The organism is Aureispira sp. CCB-QB1 (assembly GCF_000724545.1).
In the GTDB taxonomy this organism is placed as follows: Bacteria; Bacteroidota; Bacteroidia; order Chitinophagales; family Saprospiraceae; genus Aureispira.
This window is the reverse complement of the sequence record NZ_JHBV01000007.1, coordinates 1-20,654: the sequence shown is the minus strand read 5'-3', so window position 1 is coordinate 20,654 and position 20,654 is coordinate 1. Positions and strand designations below refer to the sequence as shown.

General features: G+C 36.3%; 13 protein-coding genes and 1 pseudogene. 6 read left to right on the top strand and 8 right to left on the bottom strand.

Annotation, left to right across the window (positions count from 1 at the left end):
* Positions 1–22 precede the first annotated feature (22 nt).
* On the top strand, positions 23–319 hold the full coding sequence (locus CG11_RS02465; RefSeq protein WP_052592769.1) for a hypothetical protein: 297 nt from the start codon (positions 23–25) through the stop codon (positions 317–319).
* A complete protein-coding gene (locus CG11_RS02460) occupies positions 312–641 on the top strand; it encodes a low molecular weight protein tyrosine phosphatase family protein (protein ID WP_052592767.1) in 330 nt (109 codons plus the stop codon). The genes CG11_RS02465 and CG11_RS02460 overlap by 8 nt, the downstream gene beginning before the upstream one ends.
* A 203-nt stretch (positions 642–844) precedes the next feature.
* Here the strand turns inward: CG11_RS02460 and CG11_RS02455 are convergent, their stop codons facing one another.
* The 5 genes from CG11_RS02455 to CG11_RS02435 all read right to left on the bottom strand — a co-directional run bounded on the left by CG11_RS02455 (position 845) and on the right by CG11_RS02435 (position 9,331).
* Complete coding sequence (locus CG11_RS02455) at positions 845–1,528, bottom strand: hypothetical protein (protein WP_052592765.1); 684 nt, start codon at positions 1,526–1,528, stop codon at positions 845–847.
* A gap of 239 nt (positions 1,529–1,767) precedes the next feature.
* Positions 1,768–3,015, bottom strand: coding sequence for a DUF445 domain-containing protein (locus CG11_RS02450; protein ID WP_052592763.1), 1,248 nt, complete (start codon positions 3,013–3,015; stop codon positions 1,768–1,770).
* A gap of 100 nt (positions 3,016–3,115) precedes the next feature.
* Positions 3,116–3,820, bottom strand: a complete 705-nt coding sequence (gene elbB, locus CG11_RS02445; protein ID WP_052592761.1) for an isoprenoid biosynthesis glyoxalase ElbB — start codon at positions 3,818–3,820, stop codon at positions 3,116–3,118.
* A gap of 326 nt (positions 3,821–4,146) precedes the next feature.
* The gene (locus tag CG11_RS02440) at positions 4,147–6,537 is read right to left on the bottom strand and encodes a carboxypeptidase-like regulatory domain-containing protein (protein WP_197043765.1); all 2,391 of its coding nucleotides are present in this window, start codon (positions 6,535–6,537) and stop codon (positions 4,147–4,149) included.
* 385 nt (positions 6,538–6,922) lie between these two features.
* Positions 6,923–9,331 (bottom strand): TonB-dependent receptor, encoded by a 2,409-nt coding sequence (locus CG11_RS02435; RefSeq protein WP_052592758.1) that lies wholly within the window; start codon positions 9,329–9,331, stop codon positions 6,923–6,925.
* Positions 9,332–9,782: 451 nt separating this feature from the next.
* On the opposite strand from CG11_RS02435, the gene CG11_RS02430 reads away from it, so the two are divergent.
* On the top strand, positions 9,783–13,559 hold the full coding sequence (locus CG11_RS02430; RefSeq protein WP_052592756.1) for a TonB-dependent receptor: 3,777 nt from the start codon (positions 9,783–9,785) through the stop codon (positions 13,557–13,559).
* Between the two features lie 245 nt (positions 13,560–13,804).
* Here the strand turns inward: CG11_RS02430 and CG11_RS02425 are convergent, their stop codons facing one another.
* From CG11_RS02425 to CG11_RS02415, 3 genes are all read right to left on the bottom strand, one after another.
* Entirely contained in the window at positions 13,805–15,217 is a 1,413-nt protein-coding gene (locus tag CG11_RS02425) for a PepSY domain-containing protein (RefSeq protein ID WP_052592754.1), read from the bottom strand.
* Positions 15,218–15,411: 194 nt separating this feature from the next.
* Complete coding sequence (locus CG11_RS02420) at positions 15,412–17,745, bottom strand: TonB-dependent receptor (RefSeq protein WP_076784485.1); 2,334 nt, start codon at positions 17,743–17,745, stop codon at positions 15,412–15,414.
* Positions 17,746–18,680: 935 nt separating this feature from the next.
* Positions 18,681–19,076, bottom strand: a complete 396-nt coding sequence (locus tag CG11_RS02415; protein ID WP_052592752.1) for a hypothetical protein — start codon at positions 19,074–19,076, stop codon at positions 18,681–18,683.
* Between the two features lie 255 nt (positions 19,077–19,331).
* Here CG11_RS02415 and gcvH point away from each other — a divergent pair, with 255 nt between their 5' ends.
* The 3 genes and pseudogenes from gcvH to CG11_RS02395 all read left to right on the top strand — a co-directional run.
* On the top strand, positions 19,332–19,712 hold the full coding sequence (gene gcvH, locus CG11_RS02405) for a glycine cleavage system protein GcvH (protein WP_052592748.1): 381 nt from the start codon (positions 19,332–19,334) through the stop codon (positions 19,710–19,712).
* Complete coding sequence (locus tag CG11_RS02400) at positions 19,705–20,097, top strand: VanZ family protein (protein WP_052592746.1); 393 nt, start codon at positions 19,705–19,707, stop codon at positions 20,095–20,097. Before gcvH ends, CG11_RS02400 begins: the two co-directional genes overlap by 8 nt.
* Positions 20,098–20,249: 152 nt before the next feature.
* Positions 20,250–20,654: pseudogene (locus CG11_RS02395) on the top strand (hypothetical protein); the annotation flags it as partial.

Below are 20,654 nucleotides of genomic sequence, written 5' to 3'. Positions count from 1 at the left end.
AAACGCTTTAAAATAATAGCAAATGACTACAATGGAAGTAATCGAGGAAATGGATATCCTAATCAAATTATTGGATGAAACAACAACCTCGACAGGACATGTTGGTATTGCACTTCAAGCAATGGCAGTAGCCAAAGAATATGCAACAGCCAAGGATAGTGCTGCTGGAAATCAAATGTACAACGATCCTTTCTACAACTACTTTCAGCAAGCATCAGGTGATTTGCATGCTCAATATCCATTGAGAAAAATGGCACTACTTGAAGCTCTGAAGGCATACAAACGTTATTTATCACCTAGACGAGCTTCTAATGATTAAAGTCCTTTTTGTTTGTAGTAAAAATAAGTGGCGAAGTCGAACGGCTGAGACTATTTTTAAAAATAGAAATGGTCTCCATGTTCGTTCTGCGGGCACGGAACGCTCTGCGCAGGTGCGTCTAACTCAAAAAATGATTGAATGGGCGGAGGTGATATTTGTCATGGAAAACAAACACAAATCTAAGATCCAACAACGCTTTCGAGCAGCTTTGCAGAATCAAGATATTGTCGTTTTAGATATTCCTGATCTTTATCCTTATATGGATGAAGAATTGATTCAGTTGCTCGAAGATTCTATAAATTATTACTTTGAGGATGTTTGAGGTTTACTGTGTTATAAGTTGAGGTAAGTAATCGTTCAGAAAAAATTCTATAAACCACGAAGTAGCAGCGCAGCTAAACAACCTTCTTTTTGCACTACTCTTCATCGGAAAAATTTGCTTTAGCTCGCTACCACGCAGTAGCACCGCAGGTAAAGCCGCACTTTTCCTCTTCGACTAGCACTAAAAATAAGACTATTTTTTGACTATAATTTTTTATGCCCACTTACTATTTTTTGATACAATTCTCCAGTCCATGCATTCTTCCAACCTTTTTTGTGTTCTTCAAAAACCCATCGCTCAAGATAGGAACTAGGTGTATCAAAATTAGAATTCCAAGAAACGTCCATAACTTGCTCTACAGTTCTAGAATCCTCCTCAAATGTGTTCCAATCTTCTATTCGTTTTCCATCATTTTGATAAAATCGCCCCGAAAAATTGTATTGTTGTAAACTAATCCCTTCTTCTTTGGAATAAACAGGCGCTTCCAAAACATAGCGAATGGTACTGTCGCTGTAGCTTTTTATAATTTCACCATGTGCATAAATTTCTTCTGAGTCTTTGGTTCTCAACAAAATCATAAATTCTGCATTGGATAGCAACACAATCTGTACCCTCTCGTCCTCTGCCCCACAAGTTGCACAGATAAAAGAAGTATGTTTTTGCTTCATGCGCTCGTTCCAAGACATTTGATTCGCCCAGTCCGATAGCTCCTCCTTTCTTGAGGTATACTCTAATTCGACACTTTCGTCCCACAATGGTTCCTGCTGAGACACTTCATATAGATTCTTTTCTTGCAATTTCTTAGCTTGGAGCTTATTTTGTAGAAAAATAAAATAACCTACCCCCAAGACCAAAATAGATCCGTAGTATAGTGTTTTAGCAGACATAGAGAAGTGATAAGATAGAATAACAAGCCTTACATAACAACTACTAACATTTCTAATTATCAGTAGTTATAACATTGCTATAAAACATAATAGACAACATATTTTTAATAACGTAGGTCTTGGGACAAATGACATAAAATGCAGCTACCTTATTATTCTATTAACACAATTTAGCAGTTGTTTAGTATTGATGTGACGGGTAAGGTTCCTTTAGCAGCACGGACGAGGCTGTGTATGCTTTATAAAACCAACAAGAGTTGCAAAAATCCTGCGATCATTCCCAATATAGCCCCTGTTAAGATTAGCTTCCACTCATCTTCCTGAAAAACGGGGCGCAAGAAATCAACAAACTCATCTGGCGGAAGGTTTGTCATACGAGTATACATTGTTTCTTCAATATCTAATGCTTGTTTGGCATAATCAAACACCACATGAATTTGTTCTGGAGCTGCCTCTATAAAACGATTTACAGCAATCATTTTTATTTCATCATAGGTGTCTGTTCCAGATGTAAACTTGATCAAAGAGCTGTTAAATCCCGCTGTTTTGTCAATTCCTTCTTTAGAATGCTTTTCAATGATTTTAATCAGCTTATCAGCACCTTTGCCTTTGAACATTTGTGTAAACACATTGTCCATAGTCATGACATTTTCTGAGACCAACCGAGCATAGCCTCTAGAAACTTCTTTCTGTCGTTTGATAAACAAGCCTTGTATTTTGAAACCTAAAATTTTGATGGGATTAGTTGGCGAAAAAATCATTTTCAATGCTAATACGTTGGTTAGGTAGCCCACCAACAAGCCACCGACTGGTAGTTGCCAATTTGCTCTCCAATAAAGCCATAAAATAGCTTGAAATACACCAAATATAAAACCGAAAACAAAACCAGAACGCTCAATAAAAGTAAATTCTTTGTCGCCTACTTCCAAAAAGATTCGATTGAGCAAGTCTTTGTTATTGGTCAAATGATTAACGGCCATTGCTTTGAGATCAAAAACATCAGTAATATTGACCTTTACCTCCTCCATAATCTCCTCAATAACGCTTGGTATTTCTTCGGCAGCACGAGCATAGATTTTCTCTTTTTGGGCATTGGGCAACAACTTCCACATCGGTACGTGCTTCGTCATGACTTCATTGGTAACCTCTCTAGCAAGTCGCAAAATGCTTGGCTCCATTTCTTTGGCAACAATTGCAGGACTGATTCGAGCAAATTGATCTTCTACATCAATTAGTTTTGTCGTAATCATGTCTGTTGCCTTACTAGCCATACTTTCTGCTTTGGAGGGAATAATTCCCTGCCAACCAATTGGAGGAAACCCAGACCAACCAATCGCTTTTATACCTTGTATTTTAAAACCAATAAACTCCAGAGGATAAAAGGTCATTTTTAGGGCTAGGACATTCGTTCCCCATCCTATTATCGCAGAAATAAAAGGTAAGCTTATGATACTCCAATCTAAATTATTGCTAATGGACTCCCACACTGGCTATTGATGTTAAAAAGGGTAGATATTTATTATTCGTAATTCGTTGGTTAGCTGCGCTGCTACTGCGTGGTAGCTCTATCACCACCTATTGCATTATTTAAGTTGTTTCTTGTTGTTCCCCTTGTACCAAATGAATCAGTTCAACAATTGCCATAGCAATATTCTCACGAACTTCTCGAACACTTGCATCCATCATATAACAAGGAGCCGTCACTATTTTGTTGGTATGGTCAACAATCACCTCTTCAACCGTTGCCATTGTTGCCAACGCTCCTATCTCATTTAAGCCATTGCTAATTCCCTCTATATCGTAAGGAGAAGAAGCTTCGGTTGTTCCAACTGTTAGACTAGCATTGATATCTTCTCCTTGCAATGCCTTAGCAATTACAGTAGGTCCCATGCACAATCCAGCTACAGGTTTTCCTGCTTTTACCATATTCAAAATGAGACGCTTTACATCTGCATGAATAGCTCCTTCTGGTCCAGCAATTGCCCATTGGTTCAAATTTTTTGCAGCGCCAAAGCCTCCTGGAATTACCAACGCATCAAAGTCATCAATCGTCGCATTTGCCAAATCACTAACAGCGCCACGAGCGATGCGTGCTGATTCTATCAAAACATTTCGTTTTTCTGGTAGTTCTTCTCCTGTCAAATGATTAACGACATGATGTTGTTCCTCATTAGGAGCAATACAAACTGCTTCTGCCCCACATTCGTCAATAGCAAGTAATGTAAAAACGGCTTCTTGAATTTCAGAACCATCATATACGCCACTTCCTGCTAATAAGACACCTATTTTCATTTTTTTTTATTTTCTATTAAAGTCATTACTCCGTTGAAAAATCGTATTAGTTTATTGCAAGATGTTTTTTTATGTTTTTCGTAGAAAACTAAAAAAGCAACGGAGTATTATTAAAGTAGTAGTTCGTTGATTTTTAACACTAGGGAGTAGTTTACACTTCTGTCCTTCTTTTCTTGGTCAAAAATTTCTAACAACACTCCATTCAATTGAATGAGAACCTATACAATTCATCAAAAAACAATATAAAATTTCTACACACAAGTTACAAAATTTATTGTTTCTAAAGCATAGTTCAGAAAAAATGATCTATCTAAAGAGGTTATTTCTTAAAAACGAAGTTGATAGTATAAATTCGGAAGAAAACCAAATTGCTTTGCTCGCTCAATCATCTCTGTTGAAGGATTGTATTTGACTTGCAAATCATTTTTAAAATTAGCCACATTCAAAATCTCAATATAAATATGATGCGAAATACGCTTTTTGCGATGGTTAAAACGAGCACCAAGTCTCAAATCTAAACGTTTGTAGATCCCCAAGCGTTCGGAATAGGCTTGATCCATTAATAAAACCTCTTCTCCTGCTGCTCTAGATGCCTCCAAATCAATCGGCGTATAGGGCAAACCTCCATGAACATTAAATCGAACATCTGTATAGAGCACATTTCGTTTTTTCTTCCCTATTTTAAATTCTTTTCCAACAACGATATTCGCAATGTATTGCACATCAAACGCACTGCTACGCCAAATTTGGTCACTTCCTTTATACAATGCTCGTTGATAAGCTCCTGAGAGCACACCATAATAGCCTTGGCTAAAAAATTTCTCGATGGACAACTCTGCACCATATCCAAAACCTTCACCTGTACTCTCCCATCCTACCAATTCAGGATACAACGAGAATGCTCCATGGTTAGCCAAAGAAATACTACTTGGTGTTTTTAATACAGGGATATTGGTATTGTATAAAGCGTAGATATTCGCTCTTAATCCCCAGTATTTAGCTAAATAAGCATCATAAGATAATACCAAATGATGGCTTCTTGTGGCTCCCAACTCCCGATTACTTTCATCATAACTACCATCTGACTGTTTTTGAACAAAAAACGACATCGTAAACGACTGAATTTTACTATGCCAACCATATCCCAAGCTAAGTTTGTGACGGGCAGCAATATACCAATTGAGGGCTACTCTAGGCTCTATGGCCCAAGAGTTCTTATTGAGTGTCCAATACATACCTTGTACACCTAATGTGATGACAAAGCGGGGCGAAAACTTATACCTTGCTTGAAAAAAGCCACTGGCTAACAATTGAATGTCATTCGCACGAGAATGCGTTTCGTCTCGTTGCAACCAGCGATCCCAAATAGAAATAAAGTGCAGATAAGCGTGAATTCCTGTCCTAAAAGTAAATTTGGGTGTAATTTTTTTATTAAGCACACTAGACAAACCAATTCGCTGGCGAAAATTCTTAACCGAAAAATAAGGCACGATACTATCTGGATAAATTGTATCTCTCTGAGACCTATAATCTTCTAACAAATAAGATAGTGTTGTCTTTATGTACGTTTGTTTGTCTAAAAACTTTTGATGTTTTACCCCCAACAAGCCAAAGTTAGCATTAATATAAAGATCAACTCCCTGCTCTGAAAAAATATCACTAGTATCTATTCCTTCATTTAACAGAGCAACATCTGAAAGCCCTCCGATTCCAAAAAATGAAAATTTCCCCATTTTTTTGGTCGGAATTTCTACTTTAAAATTCAAATCATAATAATGTGGCGCAGCATTAGTACCTATATCTATACCTGCTAATTGAATCAAATCAAAAATACCCGTTCGAGCACCAACCACATAAGAAGCTCCCCCTTTCTTAAAAGGTCCTTCCGCCATTACATCAAAACCAAAAGAACTAAGTTGCAGTTGAAATTCATGTTGTGTATTATTTCCTTTTCTCAAATTAACATCAAAAACCCCAGAATAGACATTAGCATATTGTGCCGCCAAAGCTCCATTTACAAAATCTGAATTATCCAATAGGTTCGTATTGATTAAGGGAAAGATTCCCCCTGTATTTCCCATCGTAGCAAAATGATGCGGGTTTTCGACAGGTACTCCTTCTATCATCCACTGCATCCCATAAGGGCTATTTCCTCTTGATACAATGAAGTTTTGCGAATCATCTATATTAAACATACCAGGAAAATTAGTGATCATACGAGCAGGGTCATTAAAACCTCCCACATACTTCGATACCTCTTCAACATTAAAAGCTCTAGCACTAATCGGGTTCATTTCGTCTATAGTTTCCATTTTTTCATTGCGAAACCGCCCCTTATCCTTAATCGTACTTCGATCTGCTTCTATGGTAATAAAACTTTCGGCTTCTTCATCCATCAGAATAGTAACCACCGTTTGTTTTCCACTTACGACCAATTCTTCTTGTATTGTTTCGTAATAACCTTGATACTCAACCCGAATACGTTGCCGTCCTACTGGAATTCCTTCTAAGTCGAATGCTCCATTTTCATCAGAAATTGCGGTTATTCTAGGCGAATGATTTAAGAGTTCGACAAAAGCACCTTTGATACCATTTTCTGTCGTTCGATCAACTACATAACCTCTAATAACTTGTTGTTTTATGGTAATGTTTTGAGCATAAATTTGTCCCCCAAAGCACCAACAAACGATAAAAACTAAAGTGTAAATGTTTCTCATTTCATCTCTCATTATCTAATTATTATAATATAGGTTTCATCATTCAGTAGACCGCTTAACCAAACTAGATGGCACAACTTAGTTTACTAGTTTATGAAATAAGTCGCAGACTACTACATCATTAATAACAATAGCGCAAATCCATTCAATTTTTCAATTATTCAACGAATCAAACTATTCATTTATAAGTAAGTGGGAATATTCTCATAGCACTTTATTCAATAGAATTAAGCCCTAAATTCATAGCCTATTTTATAATGGGACAATTGTAGGTGAAATATTTTTTTTAAAATTTAGTAGCATCACAGCTGACTGTTGTTAATTATAGGTAAAACGATAAGCAATAACGACCGTTCCTTACAAAAATGCACCTTAATTCGCTAATTTAAAACTGTATGCGGTAAAAAAGGTTAGGAAGCAATCCAAATTGTTCGCCTTGTACTATTTTTTGTTGCTCGGCATCGTATCGAACTTGCCGTGCATTCTGAAACAAACCAACATTGATAAAATCAATGAAGAAATAATGGGAAATTTTCTTTTTACGGGGGTTAAATCGAGCACCTATTTTTATATCAATTCGAGTATAAGACTCATTTCTTACAGCATATGAATTTTCGTAGTCTCGAACTTCTTTTCCTTGTGCAATTGATTCTTCTAATAAAATTGGGATATAGGGTGTACCTCCTCTGTGGTTGAATCGAAGGTCTAAAGTGATTGCGTTTCTTTTTTGTTTCCCAATTTTAAACTCCTTTCCTGCTAAAACTTGCAATACATATTGAACATCAAAGGCAGTATTTCGCCAAACACCATCACTTCCCCTATAACGGGAACGAAAATAAGCCCCAGAAATTATCCCATGATACCCTTTACTAAAAAATTTCTCTATAGATAATTCTGTTCCTGCGTTAAAAGCTATTCCATCGTCTATCAAATCTACTCTTTGTGGTGTTTCATAGACACCATGATTGATTAAGGAAAAGCTACTTGAAGTCTGACTAATGGGAATGTTAGTATTATACTGACCATACACATTTGCTTTTAAGGCCCATTGTTGTGCCAAATATAAATTGTAAGACAGTACCAAATGATGACTTCGAATAAAGCCTAAATCTCGATTGCTTGTATTGTAAGCATTTTGTCCCACTCCTTCTGGCTCAACGTAAAAGGAAACCGAAAAAGGTTGAATTTTACTATGCCATCCATATCCTAAACTCAATTGATGCCGTTTTCCCAGATACCAATTCAGCGCTATGCGAGGCTCTACAGCCCAAGAACGGTTGTTTAAACTAAAATATTGAGCATGAACTCCTGCATTAATAACAAATCTTGGGGAAACTTTATATTGGACTTGCGCAAAACCGCCTAAATGAAACAAAATATCTTCCGAATCGTATACTAATCGCCCTTTTATCAAGTCATTATCCTTAATATCAAACAAAAATAAGTAGCCATAGCCACCTGTCCTAAATGTTAATTGTGTGTTGAGTTTTGTATTAAACGTGCTACTTAGACCTCCTCTGTGTCGCATTACTCTAGCAGTATAATAAGGAATTTTTGCTCCTCCCCCCCCTTGATCTAATGAATCTTTATTAGACGTATAATTTTCAAACAAATAAGAAGCTGTTGTCTTTAAATAACTTTTTTCTTTGATAAATTTCTTATGTGAAATGCCAACCAACCCCAATTGAGTTTCGGTATAAATATCAACATTTTCTTTGGCAAAAATATCATTAGGATCATATTTATTAGCTAAAAATGCCACATCTGCAAGACCACCGATTCCAAAGATAGAAAAACTTCCTGCTGATTTAGTTGGGACATCAATTTTGAAGTTTAAATCTCCATATCCAGGACTAGAGCTACTCCCAGTATCAAAGCCCAATAACTTGATCAATTGCAAAACCGAATAGCGGCAACTAATCATAAAAGATGCCCCTCCCTTCTTGAAAGGTCCCTCCACAAAAACTTCCGCTCCCAACAAACTCAATTCTCCTGTAAACTCAAATCGTTGGTTGTTCCCTTTTCGCATATTAATATCAAAAACTCCCGAAAAAGCATTGCCGTATTCTGCCGAAAAAGCACCGTTTAAAAAGTCAGAGTCTGCCAATAAATTCGTATTCAAAACAGGAAAAATTGCTCCCGAATTACCTATGCGCCCTAGATGATGCGGGTTGTCCATAGGGACTCCTTCTACTTGCCAATGAATTCCAAAAGGGCTATTTCCTCTTGACACAATGTAGTTTTGAGGGTCGTCGATATTATACATACCTGGAAAATTGGCAATCAATCGAGCAGGATCTTCCAAACCTCCAGGATAACGTGTAACTTCCTCTATTTCAAACTTTCGATAACTTACAGTAATCATTTTGTTGCTTGGTTCCAAGCGACTATTTCGGAGTCTTCGTTTATCTTCTTTTTTGTTTTTTCTTTTGGAGGTAATGGTAGCGACTGCCTTGTATTCTTCTTCCAAATCTATGTCTAAGACAACTTCTTTTCCTGCGTCAACTAAAATAGAAACAATATTCTCATAAAAACCTTCGTGTTCTATTCTTATTCGTTGACGCCCGACAGGAATGTCTTGCATTTCAAAACTGCCATCAGCATTTGAGATTGCTGTTATTCGTGGCGAGTGGTTTAGCAATTCAACCAATGCTCCTTCTATAGGCACATTAGAAAATTTATCTAATATAAAACCTCTTACTAGTTGACCTTTATTGTTGTCTTGGCTGTTCGCGCTTGTACTACAATAAACTATAAAAAATAGTAGCACTCCCAAAAATAAGTATCTATGCATTGGTGGGGATATTTTGATGATAGAGGGATGACGTACTATATAATATACAAAATTATTAATATAAAACCTTTTAAGTAGGACTCGATTTCAATTTTAAGGATTTTTTTTACATTCTTTAACAATTTTTTAGAGGTTTCTTTATTCTTTTTTTTTGGGAAATAAGCATTCAAAGTCAAGAATTGAGCTCTGATATATTATTTTCTTTTTAGAGAAAGGCTATTTTTTGTGCTTTGTTTAATTTTTTATTCTATTCATATTTGTAATATGGAAAAGAGACAATACGGGCATATTGAATCAATTCCTACTACTCTCTAGGCATTTTTTATATAATTCTTGCGATATACATATTGCTACATCACATTGATTATCAGAAAATAAAAAATGCCACTCTCAATCTTGTTATAACTCAACCGAAAAGGCTTTTTTACTAACAATAAAAGCTTACTTGGTTATGCGATACCTAATACTCCTAAGTCTACTCCTTATTGGCAGTAGCACATCATGGGCACAAACTAGCCTACTTGGCAAAGTGATTGACGAAGACACAGAGGAAACACTTCCTTATGCTACCCTTGCCCTCATGCAAGACGACAATCAAATTGCCGTTACAACCACTGATTTTGATGGTAATTATAATTTTTCTAATATTGATGGTGGCACTTACAATATCATTATTGCTTTTACAGGTTATCCTTCCAAAACAATTAAAGGAATTAAGATTTCTACCAACGAGACAAAGCAATTTGACATTTTGATTAGTTCTATTGTTAAAGGTCCAGAGACAACAATATATGATACCAAAATCATTGATGCAGGAAAAAATATAGGCGGTGCTACACGAGATGCCAGTTTCATCCAAAACAATCCTGATAGAGGTATTGGTAGTGCTATTCTTAGTACTGCTACGGTCAATGCCTTGGAACCAGGAGAAGCGGTTAGTTCGGGTGGCAGTCGAACAACTAGTAATTTGGTTCTAGTCAATGGTGTTCCTGTGTTAAACGGTAGTGCTCCCATTGCAGATCTAGAAGTAGAGGAAATTCAGATTATGACAAGTGGTATTCCCGCTCAATATGGAAATGCAACAGGTTCTATTACGAATATTATAACCAAAGGACCATCTAATCGCTTTAGCGGAGGAGTTCAACTTGAAAGTTCTCAGTTTTTAGACAATTTTGGCGAGAATACAGTCAATGGCTTTTTCTCTGGACCAATTATTGCCAAGCCTATTTTAACCGCATTAGGCGATACTGTCAAACGAGGAGAAAAAGTTGTCAAATCTACCATTTTGGGATATCGTTTTTCTGGTTCCTATTTTACCACAAAAGATCCTCGCCCATCGGCTTTGAGTACCTTAAAACTCAAAGATGAAAAGCGAAAAGAAATCTTAGCCAATCCTTTGATTGCTAATCCTAATGGCGCTGGGTCTGTGTATGCCACTGATTTTTTGACAGAAGATGATTTTGAAAAAACAAATGTTCGCTCCAATGCTCGTTCTTCTTATGCACAGTATTCAGGAACCATAGAATATAAGCCTTCTCAAGAATTCTTTCTTACAATTGGTTCAGAAGGTATTTTTAATTGGGGAAAAACAGCTTCCATTGGCAATCAACTCCTAAACTATGAATTTAATCCTGATAGAAAATCAAATAACCTTGGTTTTAATGCCCGTTTTAGGCATGTCGTAAACTCTACGATTCCAGATTATTCAGATGAAGAACAAGATGAAAAAAGTTTGCAACCTGCCTTTCAAAACCTTAGTTATGAATTAACAGCGAGTTACAATCAAACCAACTTTGAATCGCAAGATGCTCGTTATGGGAATCGCTTTTGGGAATATGGTTATGTTGGGAAATTCTACGAAAGTAGACGTCCTGTTATTGGAGTCGTAGACTCTCTGGCTATTTATAATTCTCAAGGAGAGATTATTGCTTACAAAGCTCAAACGGGGCACGCTTCTTTCTTTAATGCGTTTGATAAATACGAACCGAATTGGGACATTAATCCAGGTCTGGCTGCCTATAATAATTTGATTCCTCAACCAGACCCTCTGAATTCAGATGTACCAACTAATCTCAATCAGATGGAGGTTATCAATGGTTTGAATACAGGAAGTCGCAACAGTATTTACGGTTTGTATAATGCTCCTCACCAAACAGGCGCTGGATTTAGCAAAAGCAATCAATCGCAAATACGTGGAAACGCTCAAGTCAATTTTGACTTGGTTACCAATCAACGTTCAGGTAACCCTATTCGTCATCAATTGCAATTAGGGGGAACGTTTGAGCAACGCATCGAGCGTAGCTACAACATCAATCCATTTGCATTATGGCGTTTTGCTTATCAAACTACCAATGCACATATTTCTAATGCAACCGATCGCTCTCGCCCTACTGGTGAAAGTTATTACGACCCTTTTACACAACGCAATTATCAATTGTATGAAAGTTTAATCAGAAAAGATGCCGAAGGGAATGAAACTGCCATGACTGAATTTGGAAAAAATTTGAGAGAAGCACTGGGATATGACAAAAGAGATTGGATATCTGTCCACGAATTAACACCAGATCAAATGCAATTGGAATGGTTTGAACCGTCAACGCTTATTACAGGTAGTCAAGGAATTATCAATTATTATGGTTATGACTATAAAGGAAACCCACTGGGAGCCAATGTTCAATTTAATGATTTCTTTACGGCAACGGATGCCAATGGCATCAAAACACGTCCAGTTGCTCCTCACAAGCCGATTTATTTGGCAGGATACATTCAAGATAAATTTGTTTACAAAGACATCATCTGCAATTTTGGGGTTCGCTTCGATAGTTATGATGCCAATACCAGTGTTTTGAAAGACCCTTACAGTATCACAGGTTATGAAACAGCAGCGGAATTTGAAAGTAGCTCTTCTTTGTACGATGCGGGAAAAACATCGGAGTACAACAGACCTAGTAATATTGGTGATAACTTCGCCGTTTATGTCAATCAAAATACTAAAGATGCTAATGTTGTTGGTTATCGAGATGGCAACCAATGGTACAATGCACAAGGTCTCCCTGTTAATTCAGCAAGCGAGTTAGGAGCTAACTTTATTCCTGCTTTAAAAGGATTTGGTACTTCAGAGATAGATCCTCAAGGTCAAAACTATGATCCCAACAAAGCATTTGTAGATTATAAACCTACTGTCATCGTAATGCCTCGTATTTCTATTTCTTTCCCAATTTCTAATGAATCTAATTTCTATGCTAATTACGATATTTTATCTCAACGTCCGCCTGTAGGTGCTTATGCTTCTGCATTGGATTATTACAACTTTAGAGAAATAACAAATGGAGGAGGCATTATCAGCAACCCTAATTTGAAACCAGAACGCACTATTAACTACGAAGTCGGTTTTCAACAAGCATTAACAAGGTTTTCTAAAGTAAAAGTGTCTATGGTATACAAAGAGGAGCGTGATTTGATTCAAGTACAACAATATACCAATGCTTATCCTAATACTTATTCTACGTTTGGAAACGATGATTTTTCTACCACCAAAGCATTTAAGTTAGAATACGAAACGCTACGCCACAAAAACCTTAGAATTATTGCCAACTATGCCTTGCAATTTTCGGAGGGAACAGGTTCTAATCCAGTATCTTCTACAGGAGTAGCAGCCGAAGAATTAAAATATGTATTTGCCTTGGATTTTGATCAACGTCATACTTTTTACGCCAATATTGATTACCGCTTCGAAAGTGGCGATAAATATTTTGGTCCTAAAATTGGCAACTTTGAATTATTTGGAAACACAGGTTTGAGTGTTAGTGTTAATGCCAACTCTGGACGTCCTTATACTAGAAAAAGAATTCCTGGAGATGTTGGAAATAGTTTCTCTGACAGAATTACAGAAGGTAGTATCAATGGAGCAAGAACTCCTTGGAATTTCCGCTTGGGCATGAAGTTAGATCGCAGCTTTGTTATTGGAAAAAATTCAAAAAATCCACTTTACTTAAACGTTTATCTACGTATTACCAACTTGCTGAACACCCAAAATGTACACGCTGTTTATCCAGTTACGGGTTCTCCTTATGACGACGGATTTTTGACAACAGCCAATAGCTCTGGACCTGGTTTTGCTGCTTCTCAACCAGATTCTTACGAGATGTTATACAATTTGCGCATGAACAACCCTCTCAATATTTCTCGTCCTCGTAGAATTTTCTTGGGAGTAAGTTTTTCATTTTAATAACAAACAATAGTTATTAGCTACGCTACTACTGCGTGGTTCCAACAAACTATTGACAAAAAAACTAAACCTTAAAGCCTTATATCTATCATAGATTTGTATTGTTATAAAGGTATGGAGTTTGCTAAGTAATTCTACTTCTGCAAACTCCATTTTTTTAGTATAAAAAATGGCTATTCGCTATCTTTTAGTAATTAGATACACTGCTACTTGGCTATTGATTACTTCTTTGCTACTGCGTGGTTTCAACGAACTATTGGTCTATTCAACCACAAAACAATTCCCAAAACATTTACCAAAATAATTCCTATCATTATAATTACAATAATAATATCTCGAACTGTTTTTCCTATTGGGTCAATAAAATGATACTTGTGTAACATTAAAAAACTAAATGCTTCCAAGCGTTTTGAAGCAGAAATAGTTGCCGCCAATTTGCCAGAAGAAGTTTCTACATACACACTATGTTGCTGCTTGGTATCGTATTGAATTTTAGTAACAGGCAAACGCTTGTTGATAAAACCATATTCTCCACCAAATGCTTGAATAGGAGTTACAGAGACAATTTTTTTAGCAGGCAATTGTGTGTATTGATTCGCTAGGTAAATAGCGTAACGTTCCTCCCCTTTTCCTAAATGTTCTAAAGTAGTCGTTTTAAAATAACTGGTTTCTGTTGCTTTTTCCATCCAATCTACTTGAAAATAGTTGACTTGGTCTATCGATACAATAGAAATATTTTTTACCAAACGATCCCCTATTTTACGAACCAAAGCAGGCAGCTGCTTTACCTCTGTAGAAGAAAAAACAGGTGCTTTTTCAGAAATAACTTGTGCAGTATTTGCTTTAGCCAACGCGTGATAACCACCACTAAAAGCAAACCCCAGTGTTGAAATAGCCACCATTAAACCAATGCGACGGTGCCATTTTCGGTTCTTAGCTTCGACAGCATGAGTAGGAAATACTCGTTTCCATAAAAAACCATAGATGACCAAACCACTAAAAGCCACCCCAAAAGCCATGATCATAAATAAAAGCATTAAGAAAAGCTTTAGTTTTGGCATCCCTTGCAAAAAATTCCAATTGTGGAGATAACTAAAAATAGCAATGCAAATTTTTCTTGTTCGGTTGTTCATTGTTCCCAGCCTAGAACTATTCGTTTCTACATAAACATCCATACCATCCGAACGATCAAAAGAAACCTTATAAACTGGCAATAGTCGATTGATAAATTTATACTCGAAGGTAAACTGGTTTAGCTTTGTTAAGCTGGCAATTGGATGCTGCTCATCGCCTAAAAAGTAACGCGCTAGATATTCCGCATAACGTTGGTCTCCATTGTTTAACAATGTGTTATTCTTAACATTAATATACTCTGTTTCTTTTCCCTCTCTGATAATTTGATAATAGGTTTCTTTCTCAAAGTGCACCAATCTAAAATTACTAAATGATGTGATACCATGTTGCTCCAAAGCTTCTCCCAAAGCAATGCTAGTTGTGTCCAAAGCAACTGGTTGGGGCACAACAAAGCGTTGAGCAGGTTTTATTTTAAATAAATGCGCCATCATTGGATGCGTCAAACCACTAATGCACCATCCCAATACAGGTATAGAAACAAGCAACCCAATACGATGATGCCATTGATATATTTTTTTAAACATGATTTTGATCGTATAATCATCCGTCTTTCCTCAACCTTTAAGACATTCTAATCTAAGACAGACGATTGCTTTTAAATAGGCTTTCAAAAAGCCACTAGTTCACAAAAAATGGACTGCCTGTTGTAGGTTATTTTGTATAAACAGTAACCTGAATAACAAACATAAAGACACAACAGAACAGTCCCAACTTCAAATTATTGCTTCTTATACATACCCGCAACAAAGTTATATCCAACCCCCACATTCAGATGGATAGGGTTTCCTACCGTTAGTCTTTCTCCCCACCTAGACAAACTAGCATTGGGGGAATACAGTTGATTGGTAAAATTCATTACGTTGCACCATAGTTCAAATCCTTTGATCGTATAGCCTACACGACCATTAAAAACTAAAAATCCAGGGTAAGTTTTAGTATTCGCAGCGTCCATATAATATTGGTTCATGTGCATCATTTCGAGGCTAATACGGAACCCTTTGATAAATCGTGGTTTGTAAGTTATTTCTGCATTCAATAGCCAAGTAGGCGCTTGTGCCATTCTATTTCCAGTATAGTCGTTTCCACTTTCTTTATAATCTATAAAAACATGAGCAGCATTAGATCCAGTCACTCGAATCGAAAGATCTTTGATAGGACTAAAATAAACTCCATACTCTACCCCCATATGCCTAGTTTGTCCTGCATTTTGATTAATAGACGCACCATTGTCTTGACGAACAGAGATAATTTCATTAAATCCATCCATCAAATAGAGGCTCAAATCCAAATGTAGTTTTCCTTTTAGCAAATTGATCCAACTTCCCAATTCAAAATTATTATAAGTAGCAGGTTTTAAAACAGGAACACTTACTCCTCTGTACAACTCTCCAATTTGAGGCGGTACAAAACCTTGACTAAAATTAGCATATACACCAGATGTTTTGGCAATTTTATAGGTAACGCCAACTTTTGGGGTTAATGCCCAGAATTGATCTACATTATCTGGAGCACCTGAAAATGCCGTAGTAGGAAGATGATTATTATAATTATAAATAAAAGCATCGTAACGAGCAGCAGCTACTAATTTAAAATTTCTAAAAGGTGTCATTTCTAATTGAACGTAACCTGCAGGATTTACCAATCCCACTTCATAATTGGTCAGCATAGAATCTACTTCATTAACATAATCGGTATAAACCCCTTCATCATTTTTAACAATAGAAATATAATTTGCTTGGTAAGTATTGGGACTTACATCTATAGAAGCACCTACGGTCAGTGCTGTTTGCCAAAAATCAAACTCTTGACGATGTTGTACCAACGCTCCAAAACTTTTATAGCTATTGTTATTGCTTTCTCCATGTGCCAAATTTTTATTTCCTGTTGGATTTCCCCAAGGCGACCAATCGTCTTTAACCCGATACGAGGGGATTTGTCGAATGGAATTGTCTCTAAAAAAGATAGTCGCACTCGTCTTGGCTTGATCTGTCCAATAACGTTTGTATTGAACTTTGGAACGCAATGCCCAAACAGCACGATTGGTAAAAGTATGAAGCGAACTGTATTCTCGACTATAAAAACGTGCACTATCCAAGCTGCCTGTCATATCCGATTTATAGTCAATCATAGTGACATCAGCCGATAAAAAATCTTTTTCAGAAACCTTATACGTCCCTTTAAAAGTCATTCCCAGTTTATCTAAATCACTGTGCGCTCTAAATCCGTTTCTTCGATTGGCGTAATATCCAGAAAAAGCAAGCCCCAATTTACCAATAGTAGTAGCGGTCTTCAAGTCTACTCGTTTGTATCCTAAGGTGTTTCCTTGCAATCGGATACTTGCTGTAGGAATAGAAGTTGGGCGTAAAGTAATAAAATTAACGGCTCCTCCTATTGCCTCACTTCCATACAAAGAAGAAGAAGGTCCCCTAATGACTTCTATTTGTCGGATGTTGGCTTGGTTCATTTCTAACAAGGCATTATGATTAAAAACACCTGTTGGGCGAATGGGTAAGCCATCCTCTAAATACAAAAACAAGCTTTTGTAAGACAACGGTTGGCGAATGGACATACTGTGTTGCTCATTTCCCAAATCTACCATAAAAACACCAGGTGTTTTGTTGAGTAGTTGATCCAAAGAAGTAGCTCTAGTGTCATCAATCGTCGTTGCCGTTACAGCCGCAATCGCTGCGGGGGCTTCTGCCCGATCTTGTTGATTTCGACTAGCAGAAACAACAACCTTACTTAACTCGGCTATGCTTGGTTCTAATCGTATTATAGGTGGCAATTCGCTTATTGTTAATTCTTGTATTTCGTAACCAATAAAGGAAATCTTTACTATATCAGAAGCCGTTGCCGTTAGCGCAAATTCTCCATTTGTATTGGTTATAGAACCTGTCGTTTTTGATTCAATCCACAAATTCACTCCAACCAAAGGTTCTTGGGTTTGTCCATCTACAACTTTTCCTGTAACAGTTGTAGTTTGAGCGATAATTAACTGAGGGGTTATAATGGCCATAAAAGCCATTAGACAAATAATAGTTGCTTTTTTCATAATACAATTTTTATAGAAAAATTTTTAGGTATAAAAGGACATAAGAATCCTGTACTTAGATATTTCGTTAAATACTAAGTAGCTAAGTAATCGTTCAAAAAAAATAACAAGCACCACGCAGTAGCAGCGTAGCTAAAACAGCCTTCCTTTTTCTTCTTTGATTAACAAAAAAATAATCCCATTTTTTGTTCTTATTTTTTCTGACCTTTTACTTATTCTAGTGATAAAGTATCCTTTGAGCGCTCAAAGAACACAGGACTAAGTGCATTTTGTGTCGTTTAGATCAACTGAGTAAACATTCTGAATTTCGTATACCCAAAAGCTCTAGTACTCTCCTATCATCATGCCCATGGCTTGACTTGCTTAATTTGCATTAGGTTGAGCTTAGACAATAAAAACCTTAGCCTATATGCATATCAAAATATGACATTTAAGCTGGATATAATGCTACCATTAATTGATTAGCATTTAGTCTAGAGATCTAGTACATAGACCTATCTTATTTTTAATATTAAATTTAGTGCTGATTCTATTGGAAAGGAAGACATCATGAGTTCATTGGTATTGTTCACCCAAACTAATGACACCTCATACTTATACCTCTTGGTTTTACTAACAACGATACAAATCTCTTAAACAAACTATTAAGCAACCACTTACACTAGGCAAGGGTGTCCCCTTAACCTAATAATATTAGATTCAAAAATAGAAATAGACTTACGTAATTGTCTCAAAAGTTTCCGTACAAAAGACCTATTCTTACGATACGGCATGACAACTCACTTAATAACAATCTATTAATAGTTCAAAGACGATCTGTATAGACATTCGCAATCCATTGAATATTGACATTAGGACATATAACAATTGAGCCCTTTATTCATCAACTAGATCAATATAAGTTGAATAGCAACCATCACATAAAGCAATAGTAGTTAAGCCCTAGGAGGCTCAAAATCAGCAAATACAGGCATATAATGGTAGTTAAAAGCATACTCAAAAAGAGCTCTTTTATCAAAGAAGAATTGCCTGCTAAGGATTGGTTTTAAACAATGAAAGGTAACCTGCTCATAAAATAACACAGGTGGTTTAATCTCTTCTAAGCTAGGTAAAAATGGCTGAGGTTCTTGTGTTTTTCGCTCTTTAGAAATTCTCAAAACTTTCTTAAGATGACATTTACCATCACACTCTAATTCTGGTTTTGCCCGATTTTCACAAAGCTGAACAGCAATATAATCTTTGTTAAGGACATAATAAGTATAAATCAATCCTTGATAGAAAGATTGAATACTGATTAATAAAACCCACAATATGGCTAATGCTCTTAACATGGTAGAAATGATTATAAGGCAAATATAGAAAATATTTGTGATTAGAGCCCTTCTTAAACTTTTTTTATTGCTCAACACACCAAAAATAACATTTGCAACATCTGCTACAATAAGAGGTGTTCTGTACAAAAGAAAAAGTTCTGATGCAAAAATGTTTTTTAGGAAGTTTATGCTATTAGGTTCGAAAAAAAAATTAACTTTGGAACCAATAATATTTCTACAATTTTTATTAATTCAATCAATAGATTTTGTTCTATGAACTTTCCAGAAAATTTAAAATACACAAAAGACCACGAATGGGTTCGTGTAGAAGGAGATGAAGCTTATATTGGTATTACTGATTTTGCTCAAGGTGAATTGGGTGATATTGTTTACATTGACATCGATAGTGAGGGAGAAACCCTAGATCAAGAAGAGGTTTTTGGTAGTGTAGAAGCTGTAAAAACTGTTTCTGATTTATTCATGCCAGTATCTGGTACCATCTTAGAGTTCAATACACAACTAGAAGATGAATCAGAATTAGTCAATTCAGATCCTTATGGTGAAGGTTGGATGATAAAAATTAAGCTCTCAGACCCTGCTCAATTGGATGAGTTGATGGATGCTGCAGCTTACAAAGATAGTGTTAGTGCCTAATTGGACAAACATTAAGTATTTTATACCAGCAATTGCTTGGGCTGTCTTGATATGGTCGTTGTCAACGACTTCTAATCTACCACACATTCCTTGGAATTTTTTGTCTCCAGATAAAGTGGGGCATTTGATCTTTTATGCCATCTTAACGCTTCTATTAATTTTCGGAGTAGCTCGCAGCCTTTCTTGGAAGCGAAAAGGAGCAAAATCTTGGATTGTATTTTGCATGATCCTTGCAGGAACATATGGGATTAGCTTAGAATTTGTGCAAGCAACTATTCCAGGTCGTTCTTTTGACTATGCTGATATGCTTGCCAATTTTGTTGGAACATTGGTAGGTGCTTTTGTTTATTATAAAAGTGCATACAATAAATACTTTAAAATATAACTTGCTGTACAACTATTATTACTAATAATGGTTTGATAACAGAAATTAATTTTTTAGAACATTCGTTCGGGCAAAGATTTTAGTTATATTTGTCTGAAGGTTTATACACTAAATTTTTTAGAAATTTATTTTTTAATTAAAACGCATATTTTATGTTAATCAACGGACTGCAATTAGGTGGTGTTTTGCTGTACGCAGGTCCAGAGATAACAGGTGGTCAATTGGCTTTGAGCTTGATAGGTATTGCCGTATTAGTATATGGTATGATTCTCGGCTACAAATTCTACCTGAATAAAAAATCTCAGGAACTTTTAAGCAAAAACAGTGATAGCCCTGAAAGCAAATCTGCTTTGGTTCGGAAATATCAAGAGGTAGATGTTTTCAAGCAAACACGTACGATTACCTATGGTAGCCGTGTTATTGCTTTGTTGGCAATTTATCTAATCATCAACTGGACAAATGTTACCATTACTCAGTTGTTGACTTTTGATGATATTCCTGACATCGAAGAGATTATGACGGAACCACCAAATACACCACCTCAACCACCACCACCA

Excerpts from the sequence above, each read along its gene's own strand:
- CG11_RS02415 (WP_052592752.1), bottom strand. The coding sequence starts at position 19,076 with ATGTTAAGAGCATTAGCCATATTGTGGGTTTTATTAATCAGTATTCAA.
- gcvH (WP_052592748.1), top strand. The coding sequence starts at position 19,332 with ATGAACTTTCCAGAAAATTTAAAATACACAAAAGACCACGAATGGGTT.
- CG11_RS02455 (WP_052592765.1), bottom strand. The coding sequence starts at position 1,528 with ATGTCTGCTAAAACACTATACTACGGATCTATTTTGGTCTTGGGGGTA.
- CG11_RS02420 (WP_076784485.1), bottom strand. The coding sequence starts at position 17,745 with ATGAAAAAAGCAACTATTATTTGTCTAATGGCTTTTATGGCCATTATA.
- CG11_RS02440 (WP_197043765.1), bottom strand. The coding sequence starts at position 6,537 with ATGAGAAACATTTACACTTTAGTTTTTATCGTTTGTTGGTGCTTTGGG.
- CG11_RS02435 (WP_052592758.1), bottom strand. The coding sequence starts at position 9,331 with ATGCATAGATACTTATTTTTGGGAGTGCTACTATTTTTTATAGTTTAT.
- elbB (WP_052592761.1), bottom strand. The coding sequence starts at position 3,820 with ATGAAAATAGGTGTCTTATTAGCAGGAAGTGGCGTATATGATGGTTCT.
- CG11_RS02430 (WP_052592756.1), top strand. The coding sequence starts at position 9,783 with ATGCGATACCTAATACTCCTAAGTCTACTCCTTATTGGCAGTAGCACA.
- CG11_RS02465 (WP_052592769.1), top strand. The coding sequence starts at position 23 with ATGACTACAATGGAAGTAATCGAGGAAATGGATATCCTAATCAAATTA.
- CG11_RS02460 (WP_052592767.1), top strand. The coding sequence starts at position 312 with ATGATTAAAGTCCTTTTTGTTTGTAGTAAAAATAAGTGGCGAAGTCGA.
- CG11_RS02425 (WP_052592754.1), bottom strand. The coding sequence starts at position 15,217 with ATGTTTAAAAAAATATATCAATGGCATCATCGTATTGGGTTGCTTGTT.